Source organism: Collimonas antrihumi, from assembly GCF_018304965.1.
Lineage (GTDB): Bacteria > Pseudomonadota > Gammaproteobacteria > Burkholderiales > Burkholderiaceae_D > Collimonas > Collimonas antrihumi.
The window spans coordinates 72743-97645 of record NZ_JAGQED010000010.1 but is presented as its reverse complement, the minus strand read 5'-3'; the positions used below and the strand labels follow the sequence as shown (position 1 = coordinate 97645).

Sequence of the window (24903 nt, the reverse complement as noted above, 5' to 3'; positions counted from 1 at the left end):
CAACATATCTAATCGATCAGATTATTCTTGATCGCGTAATAAATGATATCGGCATTGCTCGTCATGCTCATCTTTTGCAGCACACGGGTACGATAAGTGCTGATGGTCTTTACGCTCAGGCAAAGCTCCTTGGCAATCTGGGTTACGCCTTCGCCCTGGCTCAGCTTGTAAAAAATTTCGTACTCGCGCGCAGACAAGGATTCATGCAACGCTCCGTTTTCAGTACTGGCAGGATCGGCAGTCAATAGCTCTGCAACCGCATAACTGATGTATTTGTGACCTTGCAATATAGTCTCGATAGCCTTCACCAGTTCTGTCGCCAGCGCCTCTTTTTGCACATAGCCGTCGGCTCCGCTGCGCAGCACCTGCACCGCGTAGCGACTCTCCGGATGCATGCTCAGCATGAGTACCGGCAGCGCCGGTTTCTCGCGCTTGATCTGCTTCAGAACTTCCACTCCACTCTTGTCCGGCATCGCGATATCAAGCAACACGATGTCATATTCATTGGAGCGGATCAGCCTGATCGCTTCCTGCGCATTAGCCGCTTCACCGGCGATCTCCATTTCCGGGATGTCGGCTATGAAGAACTGGACGCCGGCGCGTACTACCGCATGATCGTCAACCACCAAAATTTTCGTCATTTGCCCAACCGTCGCAATCAAATAGATTATCCGGCGCTGCGATGGCCTGGCCCAGGCCAATCTTCAGCGTGTGACATCCAGTGTGCGACTGACTGCCTTCAATGTAAACATATGCAGTAATTATTTATTAAGCTCAATTTTGGCGGCGTTGACACACTCGTCTTTCGCGGCGCCAGCCAGCGCATCGCACTGGGCAAGCGCCACCTTGTATCGGGCTTCGGCACGTTCTTCCCTGGAACTGGCGCGTGCCTTGGAGACGTCTCGCTGCGTGTTGGCGTTGGCTGTGGCATCGGTTTGCGCAGCTTTTGCTTGCGTGATGCAGACATCCTTGCCGTTACCCGCCAGGCCATTGCATTTTTCCCTTGCTACCGCGTAGTCGGCATCTGCTTCGGATTTACGCGCACTAGCCAATGCTTCAGGCGTACCCTTATACTCAGCCATGGCGTCCTGCTTGCTGTGTTCACGCGTAGCCTTGGCTTGCTTGAGGCAGACATCCTTGGCATTGCCGCTGAAGTCGTCGCATTTCGTCTTGTCAGCTTTGTAGCTGGCGTCTGCGGCATCTTCTGCCGCCTTATAGGTGGCTTTAGCATTGTCTGCCGCCAGCGCCAGCGATGCGCCGCTAAAGCCGGCGACACCGATCAACATGGCGGCGATCGTTCTTTGGGCTTTTTTGATAATCATTCAATATCCTTTGTTCGATACAGAAACGTTATGGCGCAATCGCGTCGCGCCACAGGATTCAGAATCGATGGTTTTTGTGGCGCTCTTCAAACGTACGGATCTGTTTTTCAGCATCGTCCTTGCTGATACCGTAGGATTCTTGAATTCTACCTATCAGCTGATCGCGCTTGCCTGCGATCTGATCCAGCTGGTCGTCAGTCAGCTTGCCCCATTGTTCCTTCACATTGCCCTTGAATTGCTTCCAGTTTCCTTGGATAGTGTCCCAGTTCATTGCGCACTCCTTGATGGTTGTCGGATAAATGCCTGGCCTGCCTTCGTCAACAACAACGTGGCGGCCAGTGAAGCCATACTAACCAGGCATGGCTATATGGTGCTATAGGACAGGAACGGATAGGTTTGTAGGACAAGCGGAAGCGCCAGTCGTACGGAGCGCGCCTTCCATGTGTAAAATTGTCAGCTTGCTACTGTCAAATGCGGTTTTCCACACAGAATCGCCATCGCATCCGCAATCACCCGTCTTACAAGGAAGGAAATCATGAGAGCCAGTCGTTATCTAAGTTTTTGGGCAGTGCTATTGCTGACTTTGCTGCTGGCCGTCGGCGCCGCGGCTGGCAAAATGGGATGGTGGTGGGCGGTGATCCCCGGCTTGCTGACCGTACTGGGTATCTGGGACATGAACCAGCGCAGCCACGCGATCCTGCGCAACTACCCGCTGATGGGGCATTTCCGTTTTCTGTTTGAAATGATCCGTCCCGAGATGCGGCAGTATTTTTTCGAGAGCGACAATGACGGCGCGCCGTTCACCCGCAAGGAACGCAGCCTGGTGTACCAACGCGCCAAAGGCGATGTCGACAGCCGGCCATTCGGCACCGAGCTCGATGTCAAGCTGCGCGGCTACGAGTGGGTCGGCCATTCGCTGGCGCCGACCGTCCTCGCCAGCCACGACTTCCGCGTGACGGTCGGCGCCGAACGCGCGCAGCCGTATTCGATGTCTGTCTTCAATGTTTCTGCGATGAGCTTCGGCGCGCTGTCGGCCAACGCGATTCGAGCACTCAATCACGGCGCCAGGAAAGGCGGCTTCGCGCACGATACCGGCGAAGGCTCGATCTCTCCTTATCATCGCGAATTCGGCGGCGACCTGTTGTGGCAAATCGCCTCCGGCTACTTCGGCTGCCGCAACGGCGACGGCAGTTTCAACGAAGAAAAATTCGTTGAGCAAGCCACTTCGCCGCAAGTCAAGATGATCACCGTCAAACTTTCGCAAGGCGCCAAACCGGGCCACGGCGGCGTACTGCCTGCCGCCAAGATCACGCCGGAAATATCGGCAACGCGCGGCGTGCCGATGGGTGTCGATTGCATCTCGCCGGCCACCCATTCGTCGTTCTCAAGTCCTGTCGGCTTGCTGGAATTCATCCAGAAACTACGTACGCTGTCGGGCGACAAACCGGTCGGGTTCAAACTTTGCGTCGGCCATCCCTGGGAATTTTTCGGGATTGTAAAGGCCATGCTGCAAACCGGCATCCTGCCTGACTTCATTGTGGTGGATGGCTCGGAAGGTGGCACCGGCGCCGCGCCGCTGGAGTTTGTCGATCACGTCGGCATGCCTTTGCAGGAAGGCTTGCTGCTGGTGCATAACACCTTGCTCGGCGCCGGACTGCGCGACCGCATCAAGATCGGCGCCAGCGGTAAAGTGATTACCGCATTCGACCTCGCTCGCACACTGGCGATTGGCGCCGACTGGTGCAATTCGGCGCGCGGCTTCATGTTTTCGCTGGGCTGCATCCAGTCGCAAAGCTGTCATACCGACCGTTGTCCAACCGGCGTCGCCACTCAGGATATCGGCCGCCAAAAGGCATTGGTGGTGCCTGACAAGGCCGAGCGTGTATATCGCTTTCATGAAAGCACCCTGCACGCGTTGCAGGAACTGGTGCAAGCTGCCGGTTTGCCGCACGCCTCTGCGCTACGGGCGCATCACATCGTGCGCCGCACTTCGGACCATGAAGTGAAACTGATGTCTGATTTGCTGCCTTATCTGCAAGTGGGGGATTTGCTGAACCAGAAATACCGCTTTCCGGTATTTGAGAAATACTGGCCGATCTCGCGCGCAGAAAGTTTTCATCCTGCCGCGCCGATCAAAACGGGCGCCTGATAAAGCAAAAAAACAAAAGCCAGGGCTCTCGCGACCCCTGGCTTTTTTCTATGCACCGGCTTGGTTTCAGGCCTCGGCATCCGGTTGATTTTGCGGCGCTGCCTTGACAAAGGCATCCAGCTCCTGGCAGTTCTGGTAAATGCCCATCAAGGTCGGCATCGCAGACAAATCGCATTTCAGGCGCTGCGCATTGAAAATCTGCGGCACCAGGCAGCAATCGGCCAGCGTCGGCGTATCGCCGAAACAAAACTTGCCTGGCCGGCTGTCCCTGGCCAACGTTACCTCCAGCGCCGCCAAACCGCTTTCGCACCAATGACGATACCAGGCATTCTTGGCATTCTCATCTACCTTCAGTTCGTGCACCAGATAACGCAACACGCGCAGATTATTTACCGGATGGATGTCGCAGGCAATCGACAGGCCGATGCTGCGTACAAAAGCGCGATCCAGCGCTGTCGATGGCAGCAAGGCAGGCGCAGGCTGGACTTCTTCCAGATACTCCAGAATCGCCAATGACTGCGTCAGCGCAACCTGGCCACCGGCGGCATCGTCGTCGACCAAGGTCGGCACCAGGCCATCGCTATTCAATGTCCGGTACATCTGGCTCAATTGCTCGCCGCCGTGCTTCAGCAAGTGGACCGGCACGATATCGTAGGGCATGCCTTTCAGGTTCAAGGCAATCCGTACCCGATAGGAAGCGGAACTTCGGAAATAGCTATACAGTTTCATCAGTGTTTCTCGAATCTCGACTTAGGTGTCAACTCAGACATCAAACCAGGCGTACCTGCAAATCGCCAACGCCCGCTATCGATCCTTCCAGCAGATCGCCTTTGCCCACTGCAGCAACACCAGCCGGGGTGCCGGTAAAAATCAGATCGCCGGCCTGCAATTCAAAATAGGCGGACAACTGTTCTATGGTCTCGGCGATGTTCCAGATCATCTGGCTGATATCGCCTTGCTGGCGCAATGTGCCATTCACATTCAAATGGATATCACCTTGATCGATCACGCCGCTGGCGCCGGCAGGATGCAGATGAGAAATCGGGGCGGAATAATCGAAACCCTTGCCGGTACACCATGGCCGGCCGAGTTTCTTGGCCTCGCCCTGCAAATCGCGGCGGGTCATGTCGAGCCCGACGGCATAACCCCAGATATGCTGGATGGCTTCCGCTGCAGGAATATTCTTGCCGCCGGTAGACAGCGCCACCACCAACTCGATCTCATGATGCAGATCCTGTGTCATGGACGGGTAAGGCATCTCGCCTATGGTGCCGTGCGCAACCGGCAGCACAGCATCGGCCGGCTTCATGAAGAAAAACGGCGCTTCACGGCCACTGCTGCCCATTTCCTTGGCATGCTCGGCGTAATTACGCCCGACGCAATAAATCCGATGTACCGGAAACAATTGATCGCTGCCTGCGACGGGGACCGCCGCTACTGGCTTAGGGGGGAAAACGAATTGCATGGAAGCTCCTTTTTCAATACCGCCGAAAATACTGCCGGGAATACTGCTGAAACCCGGGCAGCTAACCTAACAATAGAACAATGGAATAGTTAAGCACCATTCTTGCCAAGAAACTGTCCAAGGCGACGCACCGCTTCTTGCAAGTTTTCCATCGACGTTGCATACGACAGGCGAATATAGTGCTGCGCCGTGTACGGGCCGAAATCCAGGCCCGAAACCATGCTGACGCCGACCTGATTCAACACATCCTTGACCAGCGTATCAGCGTCGCCGCCCTCCTTGACGCCGTTGAGTAGCGCGCTGCAATCGGCATACACATAGAATGCGCCGTCCGGCATCACTGGCACTTTGAAACCCAGTTCGACCAAGGCCGGCACCAGATAATCGCGGCGCCGCTTGAATTCGCTCTTGCGCGCCTCGTACAGTGCCAGCGAGTCAGGCTCAAAACAGGCCAGCGCTGCATGTTGCGCGATCGCCGAAGGGCAGATGAACAAATTCTGCGCAAGTTTTTCAATCGGCGCCACCAATGTTTCCGGCACCACCATCCAGCCCAGACGCCAGCCGGTCATATTGAAATATTTGGAGAAACTGTTGATGACGATAATGTCGTCAGCCAGCGACAGCGCCGAAAACGGCTCGCCGTCGTAAGTCAGGCCTTGATAAATTTCATCGACAATGGAAAAACCGCCTTTGCCGCGCACGGTGGCAAGGATCTTGGCCAGTTCACTGTGCAGGATCGAGGTGCCGGTGGGGTTGGACGGCGACGCCAGCAGCACGCCACGCGTATGTTCGCTCCAGTGCTGGCGCACCATCTCATCGGATAGCTGAAAACGCTGGTCCGGGCCGCTGGCAATCATTTTCGCCTGGCCGTCGAACGCAGCGACGAAGTGACGATTGCATGGGTAGGATGGATCCGGCATCAGCACTTCGCTGCCCTTTTCCACCAATGCAGCGCAAGCCAGCAGCAAAGCAGCCGAGGCGCCAGCGGTGACGATAATCCGTTCAGGGGCAATATCCAGGTCGAATGCCTGGCGATAATGGGCTGAGATCGCCGCCCGCAGCGCCGGCAAACCGGTAGCCGAAGTGTATTGCATCTTGCCGTCGGCCATGGCCCTGGCGGCAGCTTCAATCACCAGCGGCGCTGCAGTGAAATCGGGCTCGCCGATACCCATGTGGATGATATGGCGGCCTTGCTGTTCCAGTGCCGCGGCCATTTTTGCCAACTCCATCACATGAAACGGCGCGATGTTGTCGAGACGTGAAGCCAGATGCGAGAATGTCATGAACACTTTTCCGAATGGCGAGGCGTTACCGGTTGCCCGAATCGTGCCTCACCTGAAACACGGGAGCGGCATCGATGCACGAGGTAACCGCACCGTCCGCTGCCCCGTCTACATTGATTGTCAACTCAGGATTTCTTGCCGGCGCCGATTTCGGTCGCCCGTGCCTTGGCGGCAAATTTGTCCAGCACGCCATTCACGTATTTGTGGCCATCGATACCACCGAACGATTTGGTCAGTTCCACCGCTTCGTTGATGACGACACGGTAAGGAATCTCAACGTGATTCTGCAACTCGAAAGCGCCGATCAGCAGGGCCGCGTGTTCCACCGGCGACAACTCGCTGATCTTGCGATCGATCAATGGCTCCAGGCCGGCGCGCAGTGTCGTCACATCCTTGATCGCACCGTACAGCAGCGAGTTGAAATGCTCGGCATCGGCCTTGTCGAAGCCGTGCGCCTGGCGGATGTTTTCGCTGATGGCAGTCACGTCTTCGTTGTTCAACAGCCATTGATACAGGCCCTGCAACGCGAATTCGCGCGCGCGGTGACGTGGCGTGCGGCTCTTGCTCGGATTGGCGTGCAAAGTTTTATTAGTCATAGTTTTTCCAGCTCGTAATTCGTTCAAACACAACAATGCGCGGCAAGGCATCAGAGATGCCTTGGCTGCCGCAAAAATCTTATTCTTCGCTAGTGGCTTCCGCCAGTTCTTCCAGCGCGATAGACAGATTGGCCATCTCCACCGCTACCCGCGCGGCATCGGTGCCCTTCTCTTCCATCCGGGCTTCGGCTTGCTCGTCGTTCTCGGTGGTCAATACGGCATTCGCAATCGGAATACCGGAATCCAGCCCGACGCGCGTGATACCTGCGCCGGACTCATTCGAGACCAGCTCGAAGTGGTAAGTCTCGCCGCGAATCACGGCGCCGATCGCAATCAGCGCGTCAAACTGCATGGTCTCTGCCAACTTCTGCAACGCCAGCGGGATTTCCAGCGCGCCCGGCACGGTGACATGCAGGATGTCTTCATCCGCCACGCCCAGATGCTTCAGCTCTGCCAAGCAGGCCGAGATCAACCCGTGGCATACATCTTCATTGAAGCGGGCTTGCACGATACCGATGCGCAAATCTGCACCATCCAGATTGGTTTCGTAAATTCCGACTGTCATGGCTTTCCTCTTATGCGCACTGGGCGCTTTCTACTAATTGGTTTACAAAATAATTTACTGCATGCTGCTGCCGCTGCTAATGCAAGTACAAACGTACAAACGCAAAGACAACCGCCCCATCAAGCATTCGGCTTGTTCTGGTACCCGGTAACTTCAAGGTCATAACCCGTCATCGACGGCATCTTGCGCGGGCTGGCCAGCAATTTCATTTTGCCGACGCCGAGGTCTTTCAGAATCTGCGCGCCGATGCCATAGGTCCGTAAATCGACCCGCGGCGGTGGCGGTTTGACACCGCTGCAAGCCGCCTCCAACGCCGCAAACTTGGCGAATATCTGGTCTGCCGACTCTTCGCAATTGAGCAACACCACCACGCCGCAAGGCGAAGCCGCAATCGCCGCCAAGGCCGACGCCATATTCCAGGAATGGTTGGTGGCCTGGGTTTCCAGCAAATCCAGGATCGAGACCGGCTGATGCACCCGCACCAGCGTTTCCACGTCCGGCGAAGGTTCACCATGCAGCAAGGCCAGATGGGCGCCGCCACTCGGTGTATCGCGATAGGCGATGGTCTTGAACGTGCCCTGCGCAGTGTGCGTGGTGCGTTCTGCGAGCCGTTCGACGATGCTCTCGTGCTGGCCGCGATAGTGGATCAGATCGGCAATGGTGCCGACCTTCAAGCCGTGTTCCTTGGAAAATTCCAGCAAGTCAGGCAGGCGCGCCATGGTGCCGTCTTCCTTGAGGATTTCGCAAATCACGGCAGCCGGCGTCAAGCCTGCCATTTCAGTCAAATCGCAACCGGCTTCGGTATGGCCGGCGCGCATCAACACGCCGCCCTTGCGCGCCTTGATCGGGAAAATATGGCCCGGCTGCACGATGTCGCCAGCCTTGGCATTTGCTGCCACCGCAACCTGGATGGTGCGGGCGCGGTCAGCTGCGGAGATTCCTGTCGTGACGCCTTCGGCGGCTTCGATCGAGACCGTGAAATTGGTGCCGTAGGCGGTGCCGTTACGGCTGGTCATCATGCTCAGGTTGAGCTGGTCGCAGCGTTCTTCGGTCAAGGTCAGGCATACCAGGCCGCGGGCATACTTGACCATGAAGTTGATCGCCTCGGGCGTCACAAAATCGGCGGCGAGCACCAGGTCGCCTTCGTTTTCACGATCTTCTTCATCTACCAAAATTACCATGCGCCCGGCACGGAGCTCGGCAATGATTTCTTCTGTTGTTGCAATTGACATGTTTCGCCTTGAAGATAACCGGTCCGGAAGCCACCTTAGGGCTACCTGCGACCGGCTTTGCAATGAATACGTTAAAAAATTGAATTGTGGCTAGCGAGATGCGGCGTCGCTACCCATATATGATTAATATTAGCCAGAGGCGACTATTTTAAAGGATTTAGCAGACTGAAAATGTTTTACGGACACCAGTTTGCGGTAGTTTCGCCTCGGTCAGGCAATACAGCAACGATGCCGGTCGAATCAAGCCGCCAATGGTTGCATGTTTGCCAACGCATTAACCAACAACAAAGGATCGCCCAGCGCCAGCTTTTTCGAATCCGACAGCGCCTGCCGGAACGATTTGGCGCCCGGCACACCGGCCATCAAACCCAGCATGTGACGGGTAATGCTATTGAGGCGCAGGCCTTTGCCATCGTGACCATGCAGGGCCAGTTGCTGACGGATATAAGGCAACATGGCGTCGATCACTTCGGCGCGGGTCTTCGGCGTGGCGTCGGCGTCGCCAAAATAACGGGAGTCGAAATCGGCCATCAGGTAGGGATTGTGATACGCCTCGCGCCCCAGCATCACGCCGTCGACATATTGCAGGTGGAAATCGATTTCGTCGGTGGTCTTGATGGCGCCGTTGATGATGATTTCCAACTCCGGAAAATCATTCGCCAGCCGGTAGGCATACTCATATTTCAGCGGCGGGATTTCACGGTTCTCCTTAGGGCTCAGCCCTTTCAGGATCGCGTTGCGCGCGTGCACGATGAATGTCTGGCAGCCGGCCTCAGCCACTGTGCCGACAAAATCGCGGACAAACTCATAGGATTCAGTCTTGTCGATCCCGATCCGATGCTTGACGGTAACGTCAATCGACACCGCATCGCGCATCGCCTTGACACAATCAGCAACCAGCGTCGACTCCGCCATCAGGCAAGCGCCAAAAGCACCCTTCTGCACTCGCTCCGACGGGCAACCGCAATTCAGGTTGATCTCATCGTAACCCCACTCCTGGCCCAGCTTTGCGCTTTTGGCCAGGTCGGCCGGCTCGCTGCCGCCAAGTTGCAGCGCGACCGGATGCTCTACATCGTTGAAATCCAGATGACGCGGCACATCCCCGTGCAACAAAGCGCCGGTTGTCACCATTTCGGTGTAAAGCCAGGTGTGGCGGGTGATTTGACGGTGGAATACGCGGCAATGGCGATCGGTCCAGTCCATCATGGGTGCCACGGACAAGCGCCGTTTACTGTAATTCGCTGATTTCATTAGGTTTTATGCTGATTTCACACGCATATCGCGATGCAATTCATGCGTTATTTTGCTTGATTTCCGGATATTTTGCCGTTGACGCGGGCTAACCGATGATCCGTTGGCGGAACCACTCTGCCAACTCCTGCTCTGTAAGCGAGCCACCAGCGACTGCTTCCATGGTACGAATCGCATCAATGGTTGAAAATTGCAGGTTGAAGCCATTGTCGGCAAGGAAAACACGTGCAATAACCCAAGCCGTACGTTTGTTCCCATCACTAGAACCGTGATTCCTTGCCAGGCTGTAAGCATAGGCGGCGGCGAGATCCGCTGCATCCGGTTTTGGGTTGCCGTAGCCATCCAACTGCTCTGGCCTAGCCAATGCAGATTCTATGTAATTTAAATCACGTATCCCATCCAATCCGCCATGCGTCGCTAATTGACTTTCGTGGACCGCATAAGCCAGATCACGACCAATCCAACGCCATAAAGTCATTTAGCCAACGCGCGTAAAACTTCGCGGTCATCGTGCATGATCTGCTCAGCCAATGCCATTTGCCGCTGAAAGTCAGGATTATAGGGGGTGATCCTGTATGCGCCGTCAGGAGCCTCAGTCAAATAGAGCGTATCGCCCTTCTGAACATTCAGCCTGGCTTTCGCCTCCTTATTCAGGATGAAACCTTCTGACGAACCGACGGTGGTTACTTTAAATGTAAGCATGCAAGACTCCTCATATATAACAAACATTATATATCAAGATAAAACCACTCCCAAGCTCCTCGTCAAGTTGTTAGCGCCCCTCCAAAATAAAAAACCCATCGATCCATGAGTTCTTTCCAACTCACTAATCGACGGGTTTTCTGTGTCCGGAACAACTAGTCCGGACCGTAAAACTGCTTACGCGTCGCGCGAAGCCTTTTTACGCTCGTGTTCCTTCAGGTAACGCTTACGCAGGCGAATGCTCTTCGGTGTAACTTCAACCAGTTCGTCGTCGTCGATGAATTCCACAGCATATTCCAGCGACATTTCGATTGGCGGCACCAGGCGCACCGCTTCGTCGGTACCCGACGAACGGACGTTGGTCAATTGCTTGCCCTTGATCGGGTTGACGACCAGATCGTTGTCACGCGAGTGAATACCGATGATCATGCCTTCGTAGACCGGGTCATTGTGGCTGACGAACATACGGCCGCGATCTTGCAGTTTCCAGATAGCGTAGGCAACAGCTGCGCCGTCGTCCTGCGAAATCAGCACGCCGTTGCGACGGCCGCCGAGTTCACCCTTGGAGACGTCGACCGGTGCGTATTCATCGAACACGTGGCTCATCAGGCCGGTGCCACGGGTCAGGGTCATGAATTCGCCCTGGAAGCCGATCAGGCCGCGTGCTGGAATGCGGTACTCGAGACGCACACGTCCCTTGCCGTCCGGTTCCATGTTTTGCAGGTCGCCGCGGCGACGGCCGAGTTCTTCCATGACGCCGCCCTGGTTGGTTTCTTCGACGTCGACAGTCAGGTTTTCGTACGGCTCTTGACGCACGCCATCAACCATCTTGAACACTACGCGTGGACGCGAAACGGCCAGCTCGTAGCCTTCGCGACGCATGTTTTCGATCAGGATGGTCAGGTGCAATTCACCACGGCCCGACACTTCGTATGTCGAGTCGTCGCCTTCAGCCTGTACCACGCGCAATGCCATGTTGGCTTTCAGCTCGCGGTCCAGACGGTCCTTGATCTGACGAGTGGTGACGAACTTGCCTTCGCGGCCAGCCAGCGGCGAGTTGTTGACCATGAAGTTCATGGTCAGTGTCGGTTCATCGACCTTCAACATCGGCAGGCCTTCCGGTGTGTCCGGTGCGCAGATGGTGGAGCCGATGCTGATTTCTTCAATACCGTTGATCAGCACGATGTCGCCGGCCAGCGCTTCGTCTGTCAGAACGCGGTCGAGGCCACGGAAAGTCAGTACCTGGTTGATACGGGCCTTGGTCGGCTTGTCGTCCGGGCCGTTCATCCAGACCACGTCTTGCAAGGCTTTGATCTTGCCGCGCAGAATACGGCCAACGCCGATCTTGCCGACGTAGGACGAGTATTCCAGCGAAGTGATTTGCAGTTGCAGCGGGCCGTTAGGATCATCTTCACGCGCTGGAACGTGCTTCAGGATAGCGTCGAACAAAGGTTCCATGTTGCCGTCGCGGACGGTGTCTTCCAGACCTGCGTAGCCTTTGAAACCCGATGCGTAAATGATCGGGAAATCCAGTTGCTCATCGGTTGCACCGAGCTTGTCGAACAATTCGAAAGTCGCGTTCACAGCCTTTTGCGGATCTGCATTTTCGCGGTCGATCTTGTTGACGACAACGATAGGCTTCAAGCCCAGCGCCAATGCCTTACGTGTCACGAAACGCGTTTGCGGCATCGGGCCTTCTTGCGCATCGACCAACAGCAAAACGCTGTCAACCATCGACAATACGCGCTCTACCTCGCCACCGAAGTCGGCATGGCCTGGGGTATCAACGATGTTGATGTGCGTGCCTTTGTATTCGACTGCGCAGTTCTTCGACAGAATCGTGATGCCACGTTCTTTTTCGATATCGTTCGAATCCATCACGCGTGCATCGACGTGCTGGTTGTCACGGAAGGTGCCGGATTGACGCAGCAATTGGTCAACCAGTGTGGTCTTGCCGTGGTCAACGTGGGCAATGATGGCAATGTTGCGGATGGCGCGAGGTGTGTTTGACATGGTCAGTTTGGAGATTGGAGAACTTAGTAAGTGCGCAGGTAACGATTGCGCAGAATATTTATTGCTTGAATTGCGAGAATATTTATCACTACATATGCGGCCAAAAATGCTCGCTAAGACACTGCACTGAAGCGCGGCAGATGTAGCGGAATTTGGGAGGCCGCGTATTATAGCATGACGCGCTGCACTACTTTATGAAAAGCCGTGTAGTTTCAAAGAGTTGCTGTCTCAATAGCAGCACAAATATTATCTAAAAGATATTTTATGCGGCCTGCGCGGTGGCAATCAGACGTTCGGGAGCCAGAACGCCGTACTCATGCAATTGCGCGGTACCAAGCAGTTGCTGAGCGGATATAACATCGGCAGGCTGCAGATAAACCCGCACCCGTCCGGCCTCTGCCGGCAACGCCACGCCTTCCTTCGTCAGAGTCAGGCGCTGGCCCTGCAAAAACCGCTTTGCCAGTGGTTCGGATAACAACACTTCAGGAAACGTGAGGAGCAAGCTGTCGACCGGCGCCAGCAAGGCGCTGCGTTCGGCCGGTTCGGTGGCAGTCAATTGTTCCAGCGTGACGCAGCCGTCCAGCGTCAGATGGCCCACCTGGATCCGCCGCAGCTCTTGCAAATGCGCGCCGCAACCCAGCGCCGCACCGATGTCCTCACCCAGTACGCGGATGTAGGTGCCTTTGCTGCAGGCTACCCGCAAACGCAGGAAAGGCGCCTCATAGGCCAGGAATTCCAGTGTGTGAATGGTCACATCGCGCGCTTCGCGCTCCAGCGTGATGCCGGCACGGGCGTATTCATACAGCGGCTTGCCGTCGCGCTTGAGCGCCGAGTACATCGGCGGCACTTGCTTGATCGGGCCACGGAACTGCGCCAGCACTGCATCGATCTGTTCGCGGCTGACATTGACGTCCTTGCGCTCCAGGACTTCGCCTTCGGTATCGCCGGTGGCAGTACTCACTCCCAGATGGATCAAGGTTTCGTAAGTCTTGTCGGCATCCAGCAAATCCTGGGCAAACTTGGTGGCTTCGCCAAAGCACAGTGGCAGCACGCCGGTGGCAAACGGATCGAGCGTGCCTGTGTGGCCGGCCTTTTGCGCGTTCAACAAGCCTTTTGCCTTGATCAGTGCGTCATTGCTGGAAAAACCGACAGGTTTATCCAACAGCAAAACACCATTGAGCGGGACACGGATTCTTTTGGGTGGGCGTGATGCCATGGTAGCAAATGCGGATAAGGTGAAAAGAAGCGGAAACGGCTTGCCGTGCCAGGCCGCATCAAATTTGTGACTGTGACCGATGGGCAAACTTATCGTTTATTCCTGGCCGTCGTCTTTAGAACGTGTCGCGTTGGCCAGATCGATCAAACGCGACATCTCGACGCCACGGGCGGTCGAATTGTCATGAATGAAATGCAGGGCAGGCAACGTGTGGATAGACAAACGGCGGCCAAGCTGATTGCGCAAGAAACCGGCAGCCTGAGCCAGGCCCTTGACGGTATTCGCAATGGCTTCGAGGTCGTCGTTCAGCATTGTGAAAAACACCTTGGCATGGGCGTAGTCCGGCGTCACTTGCACTTCGGTAATCGTAATCATGCCGACCCGCGGGTCTTTCAACTCGAATACGATGATCTCGGACAAGTCCTTCTGGATCTGGTCTGCAACCCGCAGACCGCGGCCAGGGATGGATTTACTATGTTTAGCCATACTTTTTTCCGTCATCCCCGCGCACGCGGGGATCCAATTTGCTGCCTAAAATGGATTCCCGCGTACGCGGGAATGACGGGGCCGCCGAGGCGGGGCCGCCGAGGCGGGGTCGCCGAGACGCGGCGGGAATCCATTTCAGGCAAGGTCATAAAACGAAAATCGGGCTGTTAGGCCCGATTTTCCTGCCCTACGCACTTTACCAGCTGCGTGTGCTTTACCTATTTACAGAGTACGTGCAATTTCTTCGACTTCAAAGATTTCGAGGTGATCGCCTTCTTTGATATCGTTGAAGTTCTTCAGGGTCAGACCGCATTCAAAGCCGGAACGGACTTCCTTGACGTCATCCTTGAAGCGTTTCAGCGAATCCAGCTCGCCAGTCCACAACACGACGTTGTCGCGCAGCAGGCGGACCGAAGCGCCACGCTTGACCAAGCCTTCGAGCACGTAGCAACCGGCAATCGCACCGACTTTACTGACCAGCAGGACCTGGCGAATCTCGACCAGACCCAGGTTCTGTTCGCGCTTCTCTGGCGACAACATGCCAGACATCGCTGCCTTGATCTCATCCACAGCATCGTAAATGATGTTGTAGTAACGGATGTCGACGCCGTTGGCTTCCGCCAGCTTGCGTGCCTGTGCATCGGCGCGGGCGTTGAAGCCGATAATCACGGCTTTCGAAGCGACTGCCAGGTTGACGTCCGACTCGCTGATGCCACCGACGCCGGCGTGCACCACTTGTACCCGGACTTCGCTGGTCGACAGCTTTTGCAACGATTGCACCAAAGCTTCTTGCGAACCTTGCACATCGGTCTTGATGATCATCGGCAGGTTCTTGACTTCGCCTTCGGCCATCTGGTCGAACATGTTTTCCAGCTTCGCGGCTTGCTGCTTGGCCAGCTTGACGTCACGGTACTTACCTTGACGGAACTGACCAATTTCGCGCGCCTTGCGCTCGTCTGCCATGACCATGACTTCTTCGCCGGCTACCGGCACTTCTGTCAGACCCTGGATTTCGACCGGAATCGATGGACCGGCTTCGGAAATCGCCTTGCCGTTTTCATCCAGCATCGCGCGGACCCGGCCATAAGCCGAACCAGCCAACACCACATCGCCGCGTTTCAGCGTACCGGATTGCACCAGGATCGTTGCCACCGGACCACGACCCTTGTCGAGTCGGGCTTCCACTACCAGGCCGCGGGCCGGTGCTGCTTCCGCTGCTTTCAACTCCAGCACTTCAGCTTGCAGCAGGACTTGCTCCAGCAAGTTATCAATGCCTTCGCCAGTCTTGGCCGATACCGGCACGAATGGCGATTCGCCACCGTATTCTTCCGGCACCACTTGTTCGGCGATCAACTCTTGCTTGACGCGATCCAGGTTACCGCCCGGTTTGTCGATCTTGTTGATTGCCACCACCAGCGGTACGCCGGCAGCTTTCGCATGGGCAATCGCTTCCTTGGTTTGCGGCATCACGCCATCGTCGGCTGCGACTACCAGAATCACGATATCGGTCGCCTTGGCGCCACGGGCACGCATAGCGGTAAACGCTTCGTGGCCCGGGGTGTCGAGGAAGGTGATCATGCCGCGCGGTGTTTTCACGTGATATGCACCGATGTGCTGGGTAATCCCGCCAGCTTCGCCGGAGGCTACCTTGGCGCGGCGGATGTAATCCAGCAGCGAGGTTTTACCATGGTCAACGTGACCCATGACAGTCACCACCGGAGCACGCGGCAGCAATTCGGCGTCGGTATGTTCTTCACCGTCGACCAGCAATGCTTCCGGATCGTCCAGTTTCGCAGCGTGTGCGGTGTGGCCCATTTCTTCGACCAGAATCATCGAAGTTTCCTGGTCCAGGACCTGGTTGATGGTGACCATCTGGCCCAGTTTCATCAAATGCTTGATGACTTCCGAAGCCTTGACCGACATCTTGTGCGCCAGTTCGGCGACGGTAATGGTTTCAGGAACATAAATGTCCTTGATGACCGCTTCTGTCGGCGCCTGGAAATTACTTTCGTGATCGTCGTTATGCGAACCACGGCGGCCCTTCGGACCACCGCGCCAGCCATCACGGCCACCGCCGGTATTGCCGCGGGTCTTGATGCCGAGGCCGCGCTTCTTGGCCGCATCGTCTTGCCAGGTTGAAGAGACGTTGGCGGACTTGATCGATTTCTTGTCGACCACCACTTTTTTGTCGTCCTTCTTCTCGCCCGGCTTTTTATCCGCCGGCTTGTGCAGGGTGCCTTCGGCTGTCTTGGCCGGTGCTGCTACAGGTGCTACCGGCTCAGGTGCCTTGATAACCCTGCGCGGCGCATTCATCATCGCCTTGATCTGCGCAACTTCATCTTGCACGGCCTTGCGAGCACGTTCGGTAGCTGCAGATTTCTCAGCGGCTTCCTTGGCAGCTTGCGCAACCTTTTGCTTGGCTTCTTCGTTAGCCAGGCGTTTCTTTTCTTCAGCGGCAGGATCTTCTTGCTTGGCCACGGTAGTGCCCGCGGCATCACCGGCAACCGGAGCCTGCGCAGCAGCAGCTTTTTTAGCTTCGGTTTCAGCTTTCCTGGCATCGTTTTCAGCTTTTTGCGCAGCCTTGGCTTGCGCTTCTTTCTCCGCTTCCAACTTGGCCAGACGCTCTTGCTTCTCGATCAATTCTGCTTCCTGGCGAGCGATCAATTCAGCTTGACGACGCGCTTCCTCGATCCGACGTGCCTGTTCGGCTTCGTCGATGACCGGTGCGGCAGGCGCAACGGGCGCTGCCGCTACCGCCGTTTCTCCAACAGGTTCGTCGCGCTTGACGAAAGTACGCTTCTTGCGCACCTCAACCTGGATCGTGCGCGACTTGCCGGTGGCGTCAGCCTGCTTGATCTCGGTGGTTTCCTTGCGGGTCAGCGTGATTTTCTTCTTTTCGCTATCAGGAACCGCACCGTGCGAACGGCGCAGATGTTCCAGCAGGCGATCCTTGTCTTCTTTCGACAAGGCGTCGTCAGTCGAATTTTTCTGGACGCCAGCCGATTGAAGTTGTGTCAGCAGCAGATCCGCTGGCATCTTCAGTTCGGTGGCAAATTGGGCTACATTGTTACTCGCCATTCAGTCCTCTTTTTCTATGTGGCGCGGCAGACGATACGGAACCTCTCGGATCACTTGATCACTTGGCTTCCGCTATATTCCATGCCTTGGCCTGCAGGGCTTTGGCATGATCATCGTACTTGGCATCGATGAGTTTCATCTCATCGTCGGTCACATCTTTAAACTCTTCTTCAATCAAATGACGCGCACGGTCGGCTGATAAAGCCAGAATCGCGCCAAATTCGTCATAAGCCAAACCGGCGAACGCAGCCAATGTCTTGACTCCCGCCAAACCCAGCTTGCCGGCTGTAACCCGGTCCATGCCTTCGAAATTGACCAGGGCATCTTCCATGCCTTCCAGTCCTTCTTCGGAGGCAATCGCCTCTGTCACCAGCGCATCGCGAGCCCGGTTACGCAACTCGTTGACGGTATCTTCGTCAAACGAATCGATTTCCAGCATTTCGGTAATCGGCACGTAGGCGATTTCTTCCAGGCTGGCAAAACCTTCTTCCACCAGGATGTCGGCGACTTCTTGGTCGACATCCAGTTTTTCCATGAACAGGGTACGGATCGCAGCAGTTTCAACCGCCGATTTATCCGCCGACTCTTCCGCTGTCATGATGTTGATTTGCCAGCCGGTCAGTTCTGCCGCCAGACGCACGTTCTGACCGCCGCGACCAATCGCGATTGCCAGGTTTTCTTCATCGACGACGACATCCATTGCATGCTTCTCTTCATCAACCATGATGGAAGAAACATTGGCAGGAGCCAGTGCGCCGATGACGAATTGCGCCGGATCTTCCGACCACAACACGATGTCGACACGTTCGCCGCCCAGTTCGCCAGTCACGGCCTGCACGCGTGAACCACGCATGCCGACGCAGGTGCCGATAGGATCGATGCGCTTGTCTGCGGTAAACACAGCGATCTTGGCGCGGACGCCAGGGTCGCGTGCTGCCGACTTGATTTCCAGCGAACCTTGTTCGATTTCCGGCACTTCCAGTTCGAACAGCTTCATGATGAATTCCGGCGCGGTACGCGACAAAATCACTTGCGGGCCGCGTGCATTGCGGTCGATACGCAGGATGAAGGCACGGACACGGTCGCCGATACGCAGGTTTTCCTTAGGAATCGTCTGATCACGCGGCAAACGCGCTTCGATCTTGCCCGACTCTACGATGGCATCGCCCCGTTCCATCCGTTTGATGGTGCCGGTAACCAGCGAATCGCCGCGCTCCAGGAAGTCGGCCAGGATCTGTTCGCGCTCAGCGTCGCGGATCCGTTGCAATACGACTTGCTTGGTGTCTTGCGCAAAGCGGCGGCCGAATTCAACCGATTCGATCGGTTCTTCAATGTGGTCGTCGACTTCGACGTCGTCAATCTGTTCCTTGGCTTCGAACAGAAGGATTTCCTGGTCCGGCAATTGCAGACCCGCCTCATCCGGCACAACGTGCCAGCGGCGGAAGGATTCGAATTCACCAGTTTCACGATCGATCGTGACGCGAATATCGACGTCGCCCTCGTAGCGTTTCTTGGTTGCCTGTCCAAGCGCGTGTTCAAGTGCACCGAACACAACATCCCGATCGACGTTTTTTTCATGCGCGAGCGCATCGACCAACAATAAAATTTCGCGACTCATGCTTTGCGACTCCTAAAATCCACTTGCGGCACCAAGTGTGCCTTGTCTACGTCAGCGAGCGTGAAATCCAACACCGCCGACCCATCTTTTGTTTCAAATTCCATTTTCAAATTCTCGCCATCCGGTTCACCCAGGACACCTTGAAATGACTTCCGATGTGCAGCGCCTGGCATCGGAATGCGCAATTTCACAATTGCTTCCTTGCCGGCAAAACGCACATAGTCTGCCAGTTTCTTCAGCGGCCGGTCCAGGCCTGGCGACGATACTTCCAGCCGCTCGTACACAACATTTTCTACCGTCAGTACGTGCAACAGTTGATGCGTCACTTTTTCGCAATCTTCTACCGTAATCTGGCCTTGCCCGGCATTTTCAGGTGTGAAGTCGATGTATACGCGCAACAAACCACGCGCGGCCTTTTCGAATTCGACCAGCTCGTAGCCCATGCCAACCACGGTTGTTTCAATTAGCTCCAGCAACTGCAAAGCAACTCCCTATAAATTGGGCTTCAGACCCAGTGCTTCAGACCCGGTAACTACAGGCCTGAACTGTACACATACCCGCACAGACAACTTAAATGCAGCTAAAACGAAAAGCAAAAAAAAAATGGGCATCTGCCCATCCTTCTTATCGTTTGTCATTCGAGCAGTTTCACGAGATCGGCTGCGAATTAATAATAAATTCAAAATTTGAATTTATTTTCAATTTAATTCTGTCAATGACTTCTGTTAACTTGTAAATTATAAACGATTGAGCTATGTACCGCAATGCAGGAAGTTTGCATTTATTGACAATCGCCCGTCAACAGACGGTTAATTGAACATTATTGCAACACTTCCCGCCATTTCTTTGCAGCCGTCCAAAGTAGCCAATGCTGCTTTGGACGACAAATCACCAATCAGCCGCGTGGACGACGGCGCGGGCCACCTTGGGCACCGTAATGTCCACCACCTGTTTGTCCGCCAGCCGCCTTGTTGGGACGTGCAGGACGCGCAAAACCATTACCGCCGCCATTACGCCGTTGTTGTCCAGCATCAGGGAAACCCAATGCGGTCTGCAAAGGATCCGGCTGCCGGCTGCGCGGCTGGCCACCGCCGCCACCCTGCGGACGTCCCTGACCGCCACCGGGGCCGCGGCCTTGGTTGCCACGCGGTTGACCGCCAAAATTACCACGCGGCTGGCCACCAAAACCCTGGTCGCGGTAAACGCCCGGGCCTTGCGGGGCGCTATCTGCGCGATTACCGTTAGGCTGGCGATCCTTGTTGAAATCGGGACGGCCCTTGCCGCCGCCGGCATTCTGACCGACAGCAGGCTTGTCCAGTCCGTGCGCAGTCATCATGTCGCGTACTGCATTTTCATCCAGCTCTTCCCAACGGCCACGCTTGAGGCCGCGTGGCAGCGTCATGGCGCCGTAACGGGTACGAATCAGGCGCGACACGGTCAGGCCGATGGCTTCAAACATGCGGCGCACTTCGCGGTTACGGCCTTCGCCGATCACCACGCGATACCATTTGTTGATGCCTTCGCCGCCGCCGTCGGCAATTTTCGTGAATTGCGCAACACCGTCTTCCAGTTCAACACCGGCCAGCAATTTCTGACGCATGCCCTGCTCCAGCTCGCCCAAGGTACGCACCGCGTATTCGCGGTCGATACCGTAGCGTGGATGCATCAGGCGGTTTGCCAGGTCACCCGAGGTTGTAAACAACAGCAAACCTTCGGTGTTGAAATCCAGACGTCCCACAGCCAGCCATTTGGCGGCCTTCATATTAGGTAAACGGTCGAATACCGATGGGCGGCCATCCGGGTCGTTGTGGCTGACGATTTCGCCAGCCGGCTTGTGATACACCAGCACCCGCGGCGGCTTCTTGCTCACTTTGCGTTGCAGCAACTTGCCGTTGATGCGGATTTGATCGGTTGGCAAGATACGCTGACCGATATGCGCCGGCTCGCTGTTGACCGAAACCCGGCCAGCGATAATCAGCTCTTCCATATCGCGCCGCGAACCCAGGCCGACTTCTGCCAATACCTTGTGCAGCTTAGGCGCATCATCTTCGGCGGTCAGGTCACGCCGGACATTCTTTTGCGCAGCCTGGCGACGGTCGTTCGCGTCCTCGGTGGTCACCAGCGTATCGAAGGACTCGGAGGTAACAAACGAGAAAACTTCATCGGCGTCGCCGCCACGGGCTCCCGGTTTGCCATTGCGCTGGCCGGGTTGTCCTGGCTTGCCATTCTGCCCTTGCGGCTTCTTGCCCTTTTGCTGGCGATCGCGTGAATTGCGGTCCCCGCTACGATCCCCGCTACGTTCAGCATTACGCTCGCCGCCACGGCCGTTGTTACGGTCGCCGCGCGGCTGGCGCGGTTCGCCTGCAGGCGCATCGGCATTTTGCGACAGCGCCGGCTGGCCTTCGGCGACAGCCACATTGCCGGCCTCGACCACGGCATCCGCAGCAGCCGCCGACTCTTGCGCACGCTGGGCGGCGCGGTTGCTACGCAAAGCGCGCGGACCACGTACGCCACGCTTGGCCGGCCGCTCGCGCGGCGTTGTTTCTGTATTCGCTGTACTCATTACGTTCACGAACGGCGCCGCATCGACAGCCGCTGGCACCGCCTGTGCAACCACCTCGACGCTGACGACCGGTTCGACTGCTACTGCCGGTGCCTTCTTGCGCGGCGCCGCTTTCGGCTTGGCGGGTGCAACAGCTTCCGCTGCAGCCACGTGCGCCACTTCCGATGCAGCGCCACTCTCGTCGGTTGCCGCAGCTACTTTTTTGCGCGGCGCGCGCGGAGCGCGTTTGACCGGTTCTGCAACATCCGCAGAAGAGGTCTCCGCGACGGCTGCAACAACCGGGGCAGTAGCTGGAGCATCAGCCGCGACCGTCGCAGCTTTGCGCGCTCTTGGCTTTTTAGCCGGCTTCGGTTCTGTGGTGGCTGTCGGGTCGACGACCGGTGCATCATTGGAACTAGGTGGGTTCATTATTCAGGTGTTGGTTATGCCGACCTGGCGTAGCTTCATCATCCGATTGGGACGCGTGGTCGTTGGTGTGGGTTTCATTCGATGCAACTGGCGCTACTTGCGGATGAGCAACTACTTCCCCGTCCGCTTCCATCGCATTTTCCTTCGTGATTTCAGATGCATGCTTAATTGCATCTTCTGCAACCGGCTGTGTTTTTGCCGTTGTTTCTGCTGCGTCTAATGGTTCTGTTGCTTCTATTATTGTTTCTGTTATTTCTACTGCCTCTACCGTCGATTCGGCTTCAACCGCGACGGAATCTTGTCCATCCTGGCTGAGCGGTTCGGAATGCGGTTCAGCTGCTACTTCATTTGTTTCCAGCGCCGCCGCCGCATCCAGCACTGCCCGGGCTTCGATACTTGCCTCAAGATCGGCTTCCAACGCCTGCAACTCAAGCAAACTGCCTTCCTGCATGTCATTTCTTGCAACTTGCTGCAAAGGCGGCAACTGATCCAGCGAAGTCAGGCCAAGGTCATCGAGAAATTGCTTGGTGGTGGCAAACAATGCCGGGCGTCCTGGCACGTCGCGATGCCCGATGGCCTCGATCCAGCCGCGCTCTTCAAGCATTTTTACGGTTTGCGAATTGACTGTTACGCCACGAATTTCCTCGATGTCGCCACGCGTGACTGGTTGACGATAAGCAATAATTGCCAGGGTCTCCATCGTCGCGCGCGAGTATCTCGGCGGTTTTTCCGGATTCAGGCGCTCCAGGTAAATCTTCATCTCCGGGCGACTCTGGAAGCGCCAACCGGTTGACAGGGCAACTACCTCAATACCCTTGTCAGCCCAATCGCTGCGCAATTCCTCCAGCATGGACCTGATCGTATCTGCATTGATTTCGCCGTCATCGTCACTGCCATCTACATCACCTGGCGCATACAGCTTTTTCAAGTCGTTAAGCGACAGCGGCTCGTGAGCACAGAGCAATGCAGTTTCGAGGACTTTCTTAGCCTCAATAATATTCATGTACGACGTAGTTTATTTAAATTTTATTAAAAAATTCGCAGAGCTTATGTTCAACCGAAGGCGCTTGCTGCCCTGGTTAAAGAAAAAGCTGTTGATACTGCTGTCCAGCGCCCGTTAGAGGAGGATTAATGAGGGCGGGGACAATAAGACTTGAAAAAGACGGATAACACTGCGCCGCTCGTTCTTTAAATTTTGATCCGACCGTCCCGCAATTACCGGAGCCGATCCTGCTGCCAATCAAAAAATGTTAGTACACAGTTTAGCACAAAGCGGATGGGAAGACGCATTGATCTTGCTGACGTGGTTATTTGGCGATAGCCGGCAAGGGGGATTTGCCGATTCGCTATCGCCAATCTCAACCGCCATCGGGGCGTTGGCGAATAGCGTCCGACGGTATTGCATTATTTGCTACTTGCTTCTTACTTATTCTTGCTTGTTCTTGCCTGTTCTTGCCTGTTCTTGCTTGTCACTTATTCTTGTCTATTCTTATTTGCTCAGCTGCCACGATAAGTCGAATAGGACCAGGGCGACACCACCAGCGGCACGTGATAATTTTGATCGGCATGGGCGATCCCGAAAGCCAGCGTGACGCGATCAACAAAACGTGGACTTGGCAGATCGATTCCCTGCGAAGCGAAATAGTCGCCAGCCGCAAATACCAGTTCATATTGCCCCGCCTGCATCTCTTCTCCCTGCAGCAGGGGCACGTCAACCCGGCCATCCTGGTTGGTCACGGCGTTCTTCAACAGGCTGCGGCCGGCGGAAGTAACTGCATACAGTGCAATTTTGACACCGACGCCCGGCTTGCCCTGGGTAATATCCAGAACGTGCGTACTTAACTTTCCCATGACTATTCCTTATATCAATTAGTTGAAAACGAGTATCGAACAAATGATATACCGCGGGATCAGGGTCAATATACTATCCGGCATATATTAATCATGGCGGCAGCGCACATAATCCTGAAGACCAAATAACATTCCAGGCCAAGAAATGACAATCAATACCGACTCCAACTATCCGCGCGACATGACCGGTTACGGCCGCACCCCGCCGCACCCGCAATGGCCGAACCGGGCTCGGATCGCTCTGCAATTCGTCCTCAACTATGAGGAAGGCAGCGAAAACTGCGTGCTGGACGGCGACGCCGGCTCGGAAACCTTCCTGTCCGAAATCATCGGCGCCCAGAGTTTTCCGGCGCGTCACATGAGCATGGAATCCATCTACGAATACGGTTCACGCGCCGGTGTCTGGCGTTTGCTGCGCATGTTTGAAGAGCGCCGGCTGCCCTTGACCGTGTTCGGTGTTGCGCGCGCGCTACAACGCAACCCGGAAGCGACTGCCGCATTTCAAGAACTCGGCCATGAAATCGCCTGCCACGGCTTGCGCTGGATCAGCTACCAGAATATCGACGAAGCCACCGAACGCGCGCATATCGCCGAAGCCGTCGCCGTGATCAAGCAGCTGACCGGCAGCGCCCCGCTCGGCTGGTATACCGGCCGCGACTCGCCCAATACCCGCCGCCTGGTGCTGGAACATGGCGGCTTCAGCTACGATGCCGACCACTACGGCGACGACCTGCCCTTCTGGGAGCAGGTCAAAATCAGCGGCGCCAATGGCGAAACCGTGGTCAAGCCGCAACTGATCGTCCCTTACACCCTGGATACCAACGACATGCGCTTCGCCGCCATGCAAGGCTTCAATTCAGGCACCCAGTTCTTCGATTACCTGAAAGACGCCTTCGATGTGCTGTACCGCGAAGGCGATCCGCATGGCTTGAACCAGCCGAAGATGCTGTCGATCGGGCTACATTGCCGCCTGGTCGGCCGTCCGGGGCGTGCCGCAGCGCTGGCACGATTCTTGGATTATGTACAGAGCCACGGCCAGGTCTGGGTTACGCGTCGGATCGATATCGCAGATCACTGGCGCGCCACACACCCGTTCTCGGCATAA

General features: G+C 56.1%; 23 protein-coding genes. 2 read left to right on the top strand and 21 right to left on the bottom strand.

Features of this window, described 5'->3' with window-relative positions:
- Window positions 1–8 precede the first annotated feature (8 nt).
- The 3 genes from KHU29_RS11230 to KHU29_RS11220 all read right to left on the bottom strand — a co-directional run bounded on the left by KHU29_RS11230 (window position 9) and on the right by KHU29_RS11220 (window position 1593).
- Complete coding sequence (locus tag KHU29_RS11230; protein WP_211452888.1) at window positions 9–641, bottom strand: response regulator; 633 nt, start codon at window positions 639–641, stop codon at window positions 9–11.
- 120 nt (window positions 642–761) lie between these two features.
- Window positions 762–1322 (bottom strand): hypothetical protein, encoded by a 561-nt coding sequence (locus KHU29_RS11225; RefSeq protein WP_211452887.1) that lies wholly within the window; start codon window positions 1320–1322, stop codon window positions 762–764.
- Window positions 1323–1380: 58 nt separating this feature from the next.
- On the bottom strand, window positions 1381–1593 hold the full coding sequence (locus KHU29_RS11220; protein WP_211452886.1) for a CsbD family protein: 213 nt from the start codon (window positions 1591–1593) through the stop codon (window positions 1381–1383).
- Between the two features lie 264 nt (window positions 1594–1857).
- Here KHU29_RS11220 and KHU29_RS11215 point away from each other — a divergent pair, with 264 nt between their 5' ends.
- Window positions 1858–3471 (top strand): FMN-binding glutamate synthase family protein, encoded by a 1614-nt coding sequence (locus KHU29_RS11215; protein WP_211452885.1) that lies wholly within the window; start codon window positions 1858–1860, stop codon window positions 3469–3471.
- 66 nt (window positions 3472–3537) lie between these two features.
- Here KHU29_RS11215 and maiA read toward each other — a convergent pair whose 3' ends face one another.
- The 18 genes from maiA to uraH form a co-directional block, all read right to left on the bottom strand.
- Complete coding sequence (maiA, locus tag KHU29_RS11210) at window positions 3538–4200, bottom strand: maleylacetoacetate isomerase (protein WP_211452884.1); 663 nt, start codon at window positions 4198–4200, stop codon at window positions 3538–3540.
- Window positions 4201–4240: 40 nt separating this feature from the next.
- Window positions 4241–4936: a fumarylacetoacetate hydrolase family protein gene (locus KHU29_RS11205; RefSeq protein ID WP_211452883.1), complete on the bottom strand. Its 696-nt coding sequence runs from the start codon at window positions 4934–4936 to the stop codon at window positions 4241–4243.
- A gap of 89 nt (window positions 4937–5025) precedes the next feature.
- Entirely contained in the window at window positions 5026–6219 is a 1194-nt protein-coding gene (locus KHU29_RS11200) for a pyridoxal phosphate-dependent aminotransferase (protein WP_211452882.1), read from the bottom strand.
- A gap of 125 nt (window positions 6220–6344) precedes the next feature.
- On the bottom strand, window positions 6345–6815 hold the full coding sequence (nusB, locus tag KHU29_RS11195; protein WP_092416960.1) for a transcription antitermination factor NusB: 471 nt from the start codon (window positions 6813–6815) through the stop codon (window positions 6345–6347).
- Between the two features lie 79 nt (window positions 6816–6894).
- Entirely contained in the window at window positions 6895–7380 is a 486-nt protein-coding gene (gene ribH, locus KHU29_RS11190; protein WP_211452881.1) for a 6,7-dimethyl-8-ribityllumazine synthase, read from the bottom strand.
- Window positions 7381–7499: 119 nt separating this feature from the next.
- Window positions 7500–8612 carry a bifunctional 3,4-dihydroxy-2-butanone-4-phosphate synthase/GTP cyclohydrolase II gene (ribBA, locus tag KHU29_RS11185; protein ID WP_211452880.1) on the bottom strand — a complete coding sequence of 371 codons (1113 nt, stop codon included), beginning with the start codon at window positions 8610–8612 and terminating at the stop codon, window positions 7500–7502.
- Window positions 8613–8852: 240 nt separating this feature from the next.
- Entirely contained in the window at window positions 8853–9863 is a 1011-nt protein-coding gene (gene dusA / locus KHU29_RS11180; protein WP_211452879.1) for a tRNA dihydrouridine(20/20a) synthase DusA, read from the bottom strand.
- A gap of 88 nt (window positions 9864–9951) precedes the next feature.
- Window positions 9952–10341, bottom strand: coding sequence for a type II toxin-antitoxin system death-on-curing family toxin (locus tag KHU29_RS11175; RefSeq protein WP_211452878.1), 390 nt, complete (start codon window positions 10339–10341; stop codon window positions 9952–9954).
- The gene (locus tag KHU29_RS11170; RefSeq protein ID WP_092436247.1) at window positions 10338–10565 is read right to left on the bottom strand and encodes an AbrB/MazE/SpoVT family DNA-binding domain-containing protein; all 228 of its coding nucleotides are present in this window, start codon (window positions 10563–10565) and stop codon (window positions 10338–10340) included. The genes KHU29_RS11175 and KHU29_RS11170 overlap by 4 nt, the downstream gene beginning before the upstream one ends.
- 177 nt (window positions 10566–10742) lie before the next feature.
- Window positions 10743–12578, bottom strand: a complete 1836-nt coding sequence (gene typA, locus KHU29_RS11165; protein WP_211452877.1) for a translational GTPase TypA — start codon at window positions 12576–12578, stop codon at window positions 10743–10745.
- Between the two features lie 262 nt (window positions 12579–12840).
- The gene (gene truB, locus KHU29_RS11160; protein WP_211452876.1) at window positions 12841–13794 is read right to left on the bottom strand and encodes a tRNA pseudouridine(55) synthase TruB; all 954 of its coding nucleotides are present in this window, start codon (window positions 13792–13794) and stop codon (window positions 12841–12843) included.
- 96 nt (window positions 13795–13890) lie between these two features.
- Complete coding sequence (rbfA, locus tag KHU29_RS11155; RefSeq protein WP_211452875.1) at window positions 13891–14280, bottom strand: 30S ribosome-binding factor RbfA; 390 nt, start codon at window positions 14278–14280, stop codon at window positions 13891–13893.
- Window positions 14281–14502: 222 nt separating this feature from the next.
- Window positions 14503–17358 carry a translation initiation factor IF-2 gene (gene infB / locus KHU29_RS11150; RefSeq protein WP_211452874.1) on the bottom strand — a complete coding sequence of 952 codons (2856 nt, stop codon included), beginning with the start codon at window positions 17356–17358 and terminating at the stop codon, window positions 14503–14505.
- A 58-nt stretch (window positions 17359–17416) separates the two neighbouring features.
- Complete coding sequence (nusA, locus tag KHU29_RS11145; RefSeq protein WP_211452873.1) at window positions 17417–18976, bottom strand: transcription termination factor NusA; 1560 nt, start codon at window positions 18974–18976, stop codon at window positions 17417–17419.
- A complete protein-coding gene (gene rimP / locus KHU29_RS11140; RefSeq protein ID WP_211452872.1) occupies window positions 18973–19458 on the bottom strand; it encodes a ribosome maturation factor RimP in 486 nt (161 codons plus the stop codon). The genes nusA and rimP overlap by 4 nt, the downstream gene beginning before the upstream one ends.
- Before the next feature lie 413 nt (window positions 19459–19871).
- Window positions 19872–21947, bottom strand: a complete 2076-nt coding sequence (gene rluB / locus KHU29_RS11135) for a 23S rRNA pseudouridine(2605) synthase RluB (protein WP_211452871.1) — start codon at window positions 21945–21947, stop codon at window positions 19872–19874.
- Window positions 21934–22950 (bottom strand): SMC-Scp complex subunit ScpB, encoded by a 1017-nt coding sequence (gene scpB / locus KHU29_RS11130; RefSeq protein ID WP_211452870.1) that lies wholly within the window; start codon window positions 22948–22950, stop codon window positions 21934–21936. The genes rluB and scpB overlap by 14 nt, the downstream gene beginning before the upstream one ends.
- A 494-nt stretch (window positions 22951–23444) precedes the next feature.
- Window positions 23445–23798 (bottom strand): hydroxyisourate hydrolase, encoded by a 354-nt coding sequence (uraH, locus tag KHU29_RS11125; protein WP_211452869.1) that lies wholly within the window; start codon window positions 23796–23798, stop codon window positions 23445–23447.
- 145 nt (window positions 23799–23943) lie between these two features.
- Between uraH and puuE the strand changes: the two genes are divergently transcribed.
- Entirely contained in the window at window positions 23944–24903 is a 960-nt protein-coding gene (gene puuE, locus KHU29_RS11120; protein WP_211452868.1) for an allantoinase PuuE, read from the top strand.

Bases quoted from the DNA above. Each gene is read 5' to 3' on its own strand.
- KHU29_RS11230 (WP_211452888.1), bottom strand. From the start codon at position 641: ATGACGAAAATTTTGGTGGTTGACGATCATGCGGTAGTACGCGCCGGC.
- KHU29_RS11225 (WP_211452887.1), bottom strand. From the start codon at position 1,322: ATGATTATCAAAAAAGCCCAAAGAACGATCGCCGCCATGTTGATCGGT.
- KHU29_RS11220 (WP_211452886.1), bottom strand. From the start codon at position 1,593: ATGAACTGGGACACTATCCAAGGAAACTGGAAGCAATTCAAGGGCAAT.
- KHU29_RS11215 (WP_211452885.1), top strand. From the start codon at position 1,858: ATGAGAGCCAGTCGTTATCTAAGTTTTTGGGCAGTGCTATTGCTGACT.
- maiA (WP_211452884.1), bottom strand. From the start codon at position 4,200: ATGAAACTGTATAGCTATTTCCGAAGTTCCGCTTCCTATCGGGTACGG.
- KHU29_RS11205 (WP_211452883.1), bottom strand. From the start codon at position 4,936: ATGCAATTCGTTTTCCCCCCTAAGCCAGTAGCGGCGGTCCCCGTCGCA.
- KHU29_RS11200 (WP_211452882.1), bottom strand. From the start codon at position 6,219: ATGACATTCTCGCATCTGGCTTCACGTCTCGACAACATCGCGCCGTTT.
- nusB (WP_092416960.1), bottom strand. From the start codon at position 6,815: ATGACTAATAAAACTTTGCACGCCAATCCGAGCAAGAGCCGCACGCCA.
- ribH (WP_211452881.1), bottom strand. From the start codon at position 7,380: ATGACAGTCGGAATTTACGAAACCAATCTGGATGGTGCAGATTTGCGC.
- ribBA (WP_211452880.1), bottom strand. From the start codon at position 8,612: ATGTCAATTGCAACAACAGAAGAAATCATTGCCGAGCTCCGTGCCGGG.
- dusA (WP_211452879.1), bottom strand. From the start codon at position 9,863: ATGAAATCAGCGAATTACAGTAAACGGCGCTTGTCCGTGGCACCCATG.
- KHU29_RS11175 (WP_211452878.1), bottom strand. From the start codon at position 10,341: ATGACTTTATGGCGTTGGATTGGTCGTGATCTGGCTTATGCGGTCCAC.
- KHU29_RS11170 (WP_092436247.1), bottom strand. From the start codon at position 10,565: ATGCTTACATTTAAAGTAACCACCGTCGGTTCGTCAGAAGGTTTCATC.
- typA (WP_211452877.1), bottom strand. From the start codon at position 12,578: ATGTCAAACACACCTCGCGCCATCCGCAACATTGCCATCATTGCCCAC.
- truB (WP_211452876.1), bottom strand. From the start codon at position 13,794: ATGGCATCACGCCCACCCAAAAGAATCCGTGTCCCGCTCAATGGTGTT.
- rbfA (WP_211452875.1), bottom strand. From the start codon at position 14,280: ATGGCTAAACATAGTAAATCCATCCCTGGCCGCGGTCTGCGGGTTGCA.
- infB (WP_211452874.1), bottom strand. From the start codon at position 17,358: ATGGCGAGTAACAATGTAGCCCAATTTGCCACCGAACTGAAGATGCCA.
- nusA (WP_211452873.1), bottom strand. From the start codon at position 18,976: ATGAGTCGCGAAATTTTATTGTTGGTCGATGCGCTCGCGCATGAAAAA.
- rluB (WP_211452871.1), bottom strand. From the start codon at position 21,947: ATGAACCCACCTAGTTCCAATGATGCACCGGTCGTCGACCCGACAGCC.
- scpB (WP_211452870.1), bottom strand. From the start codon at position 22,950: ATGAATATTATTGAGGCTAAGAAAGTCCTCGAAACTGCATTGCTCTGT.
- uraH (WP_211452869.1), bottom strand. From the start codon at position 23,798: ATGGGAAAGTTAAGTACGCACGTTCTGGATATTACCCAGGGCAAGCCG.
- puuE (WP_211452868.1), top strand. From the start codon at position 23,944: ATGACAATCAATACCGACTCCAACTATCCGCGCGACATGACCGGTTAC.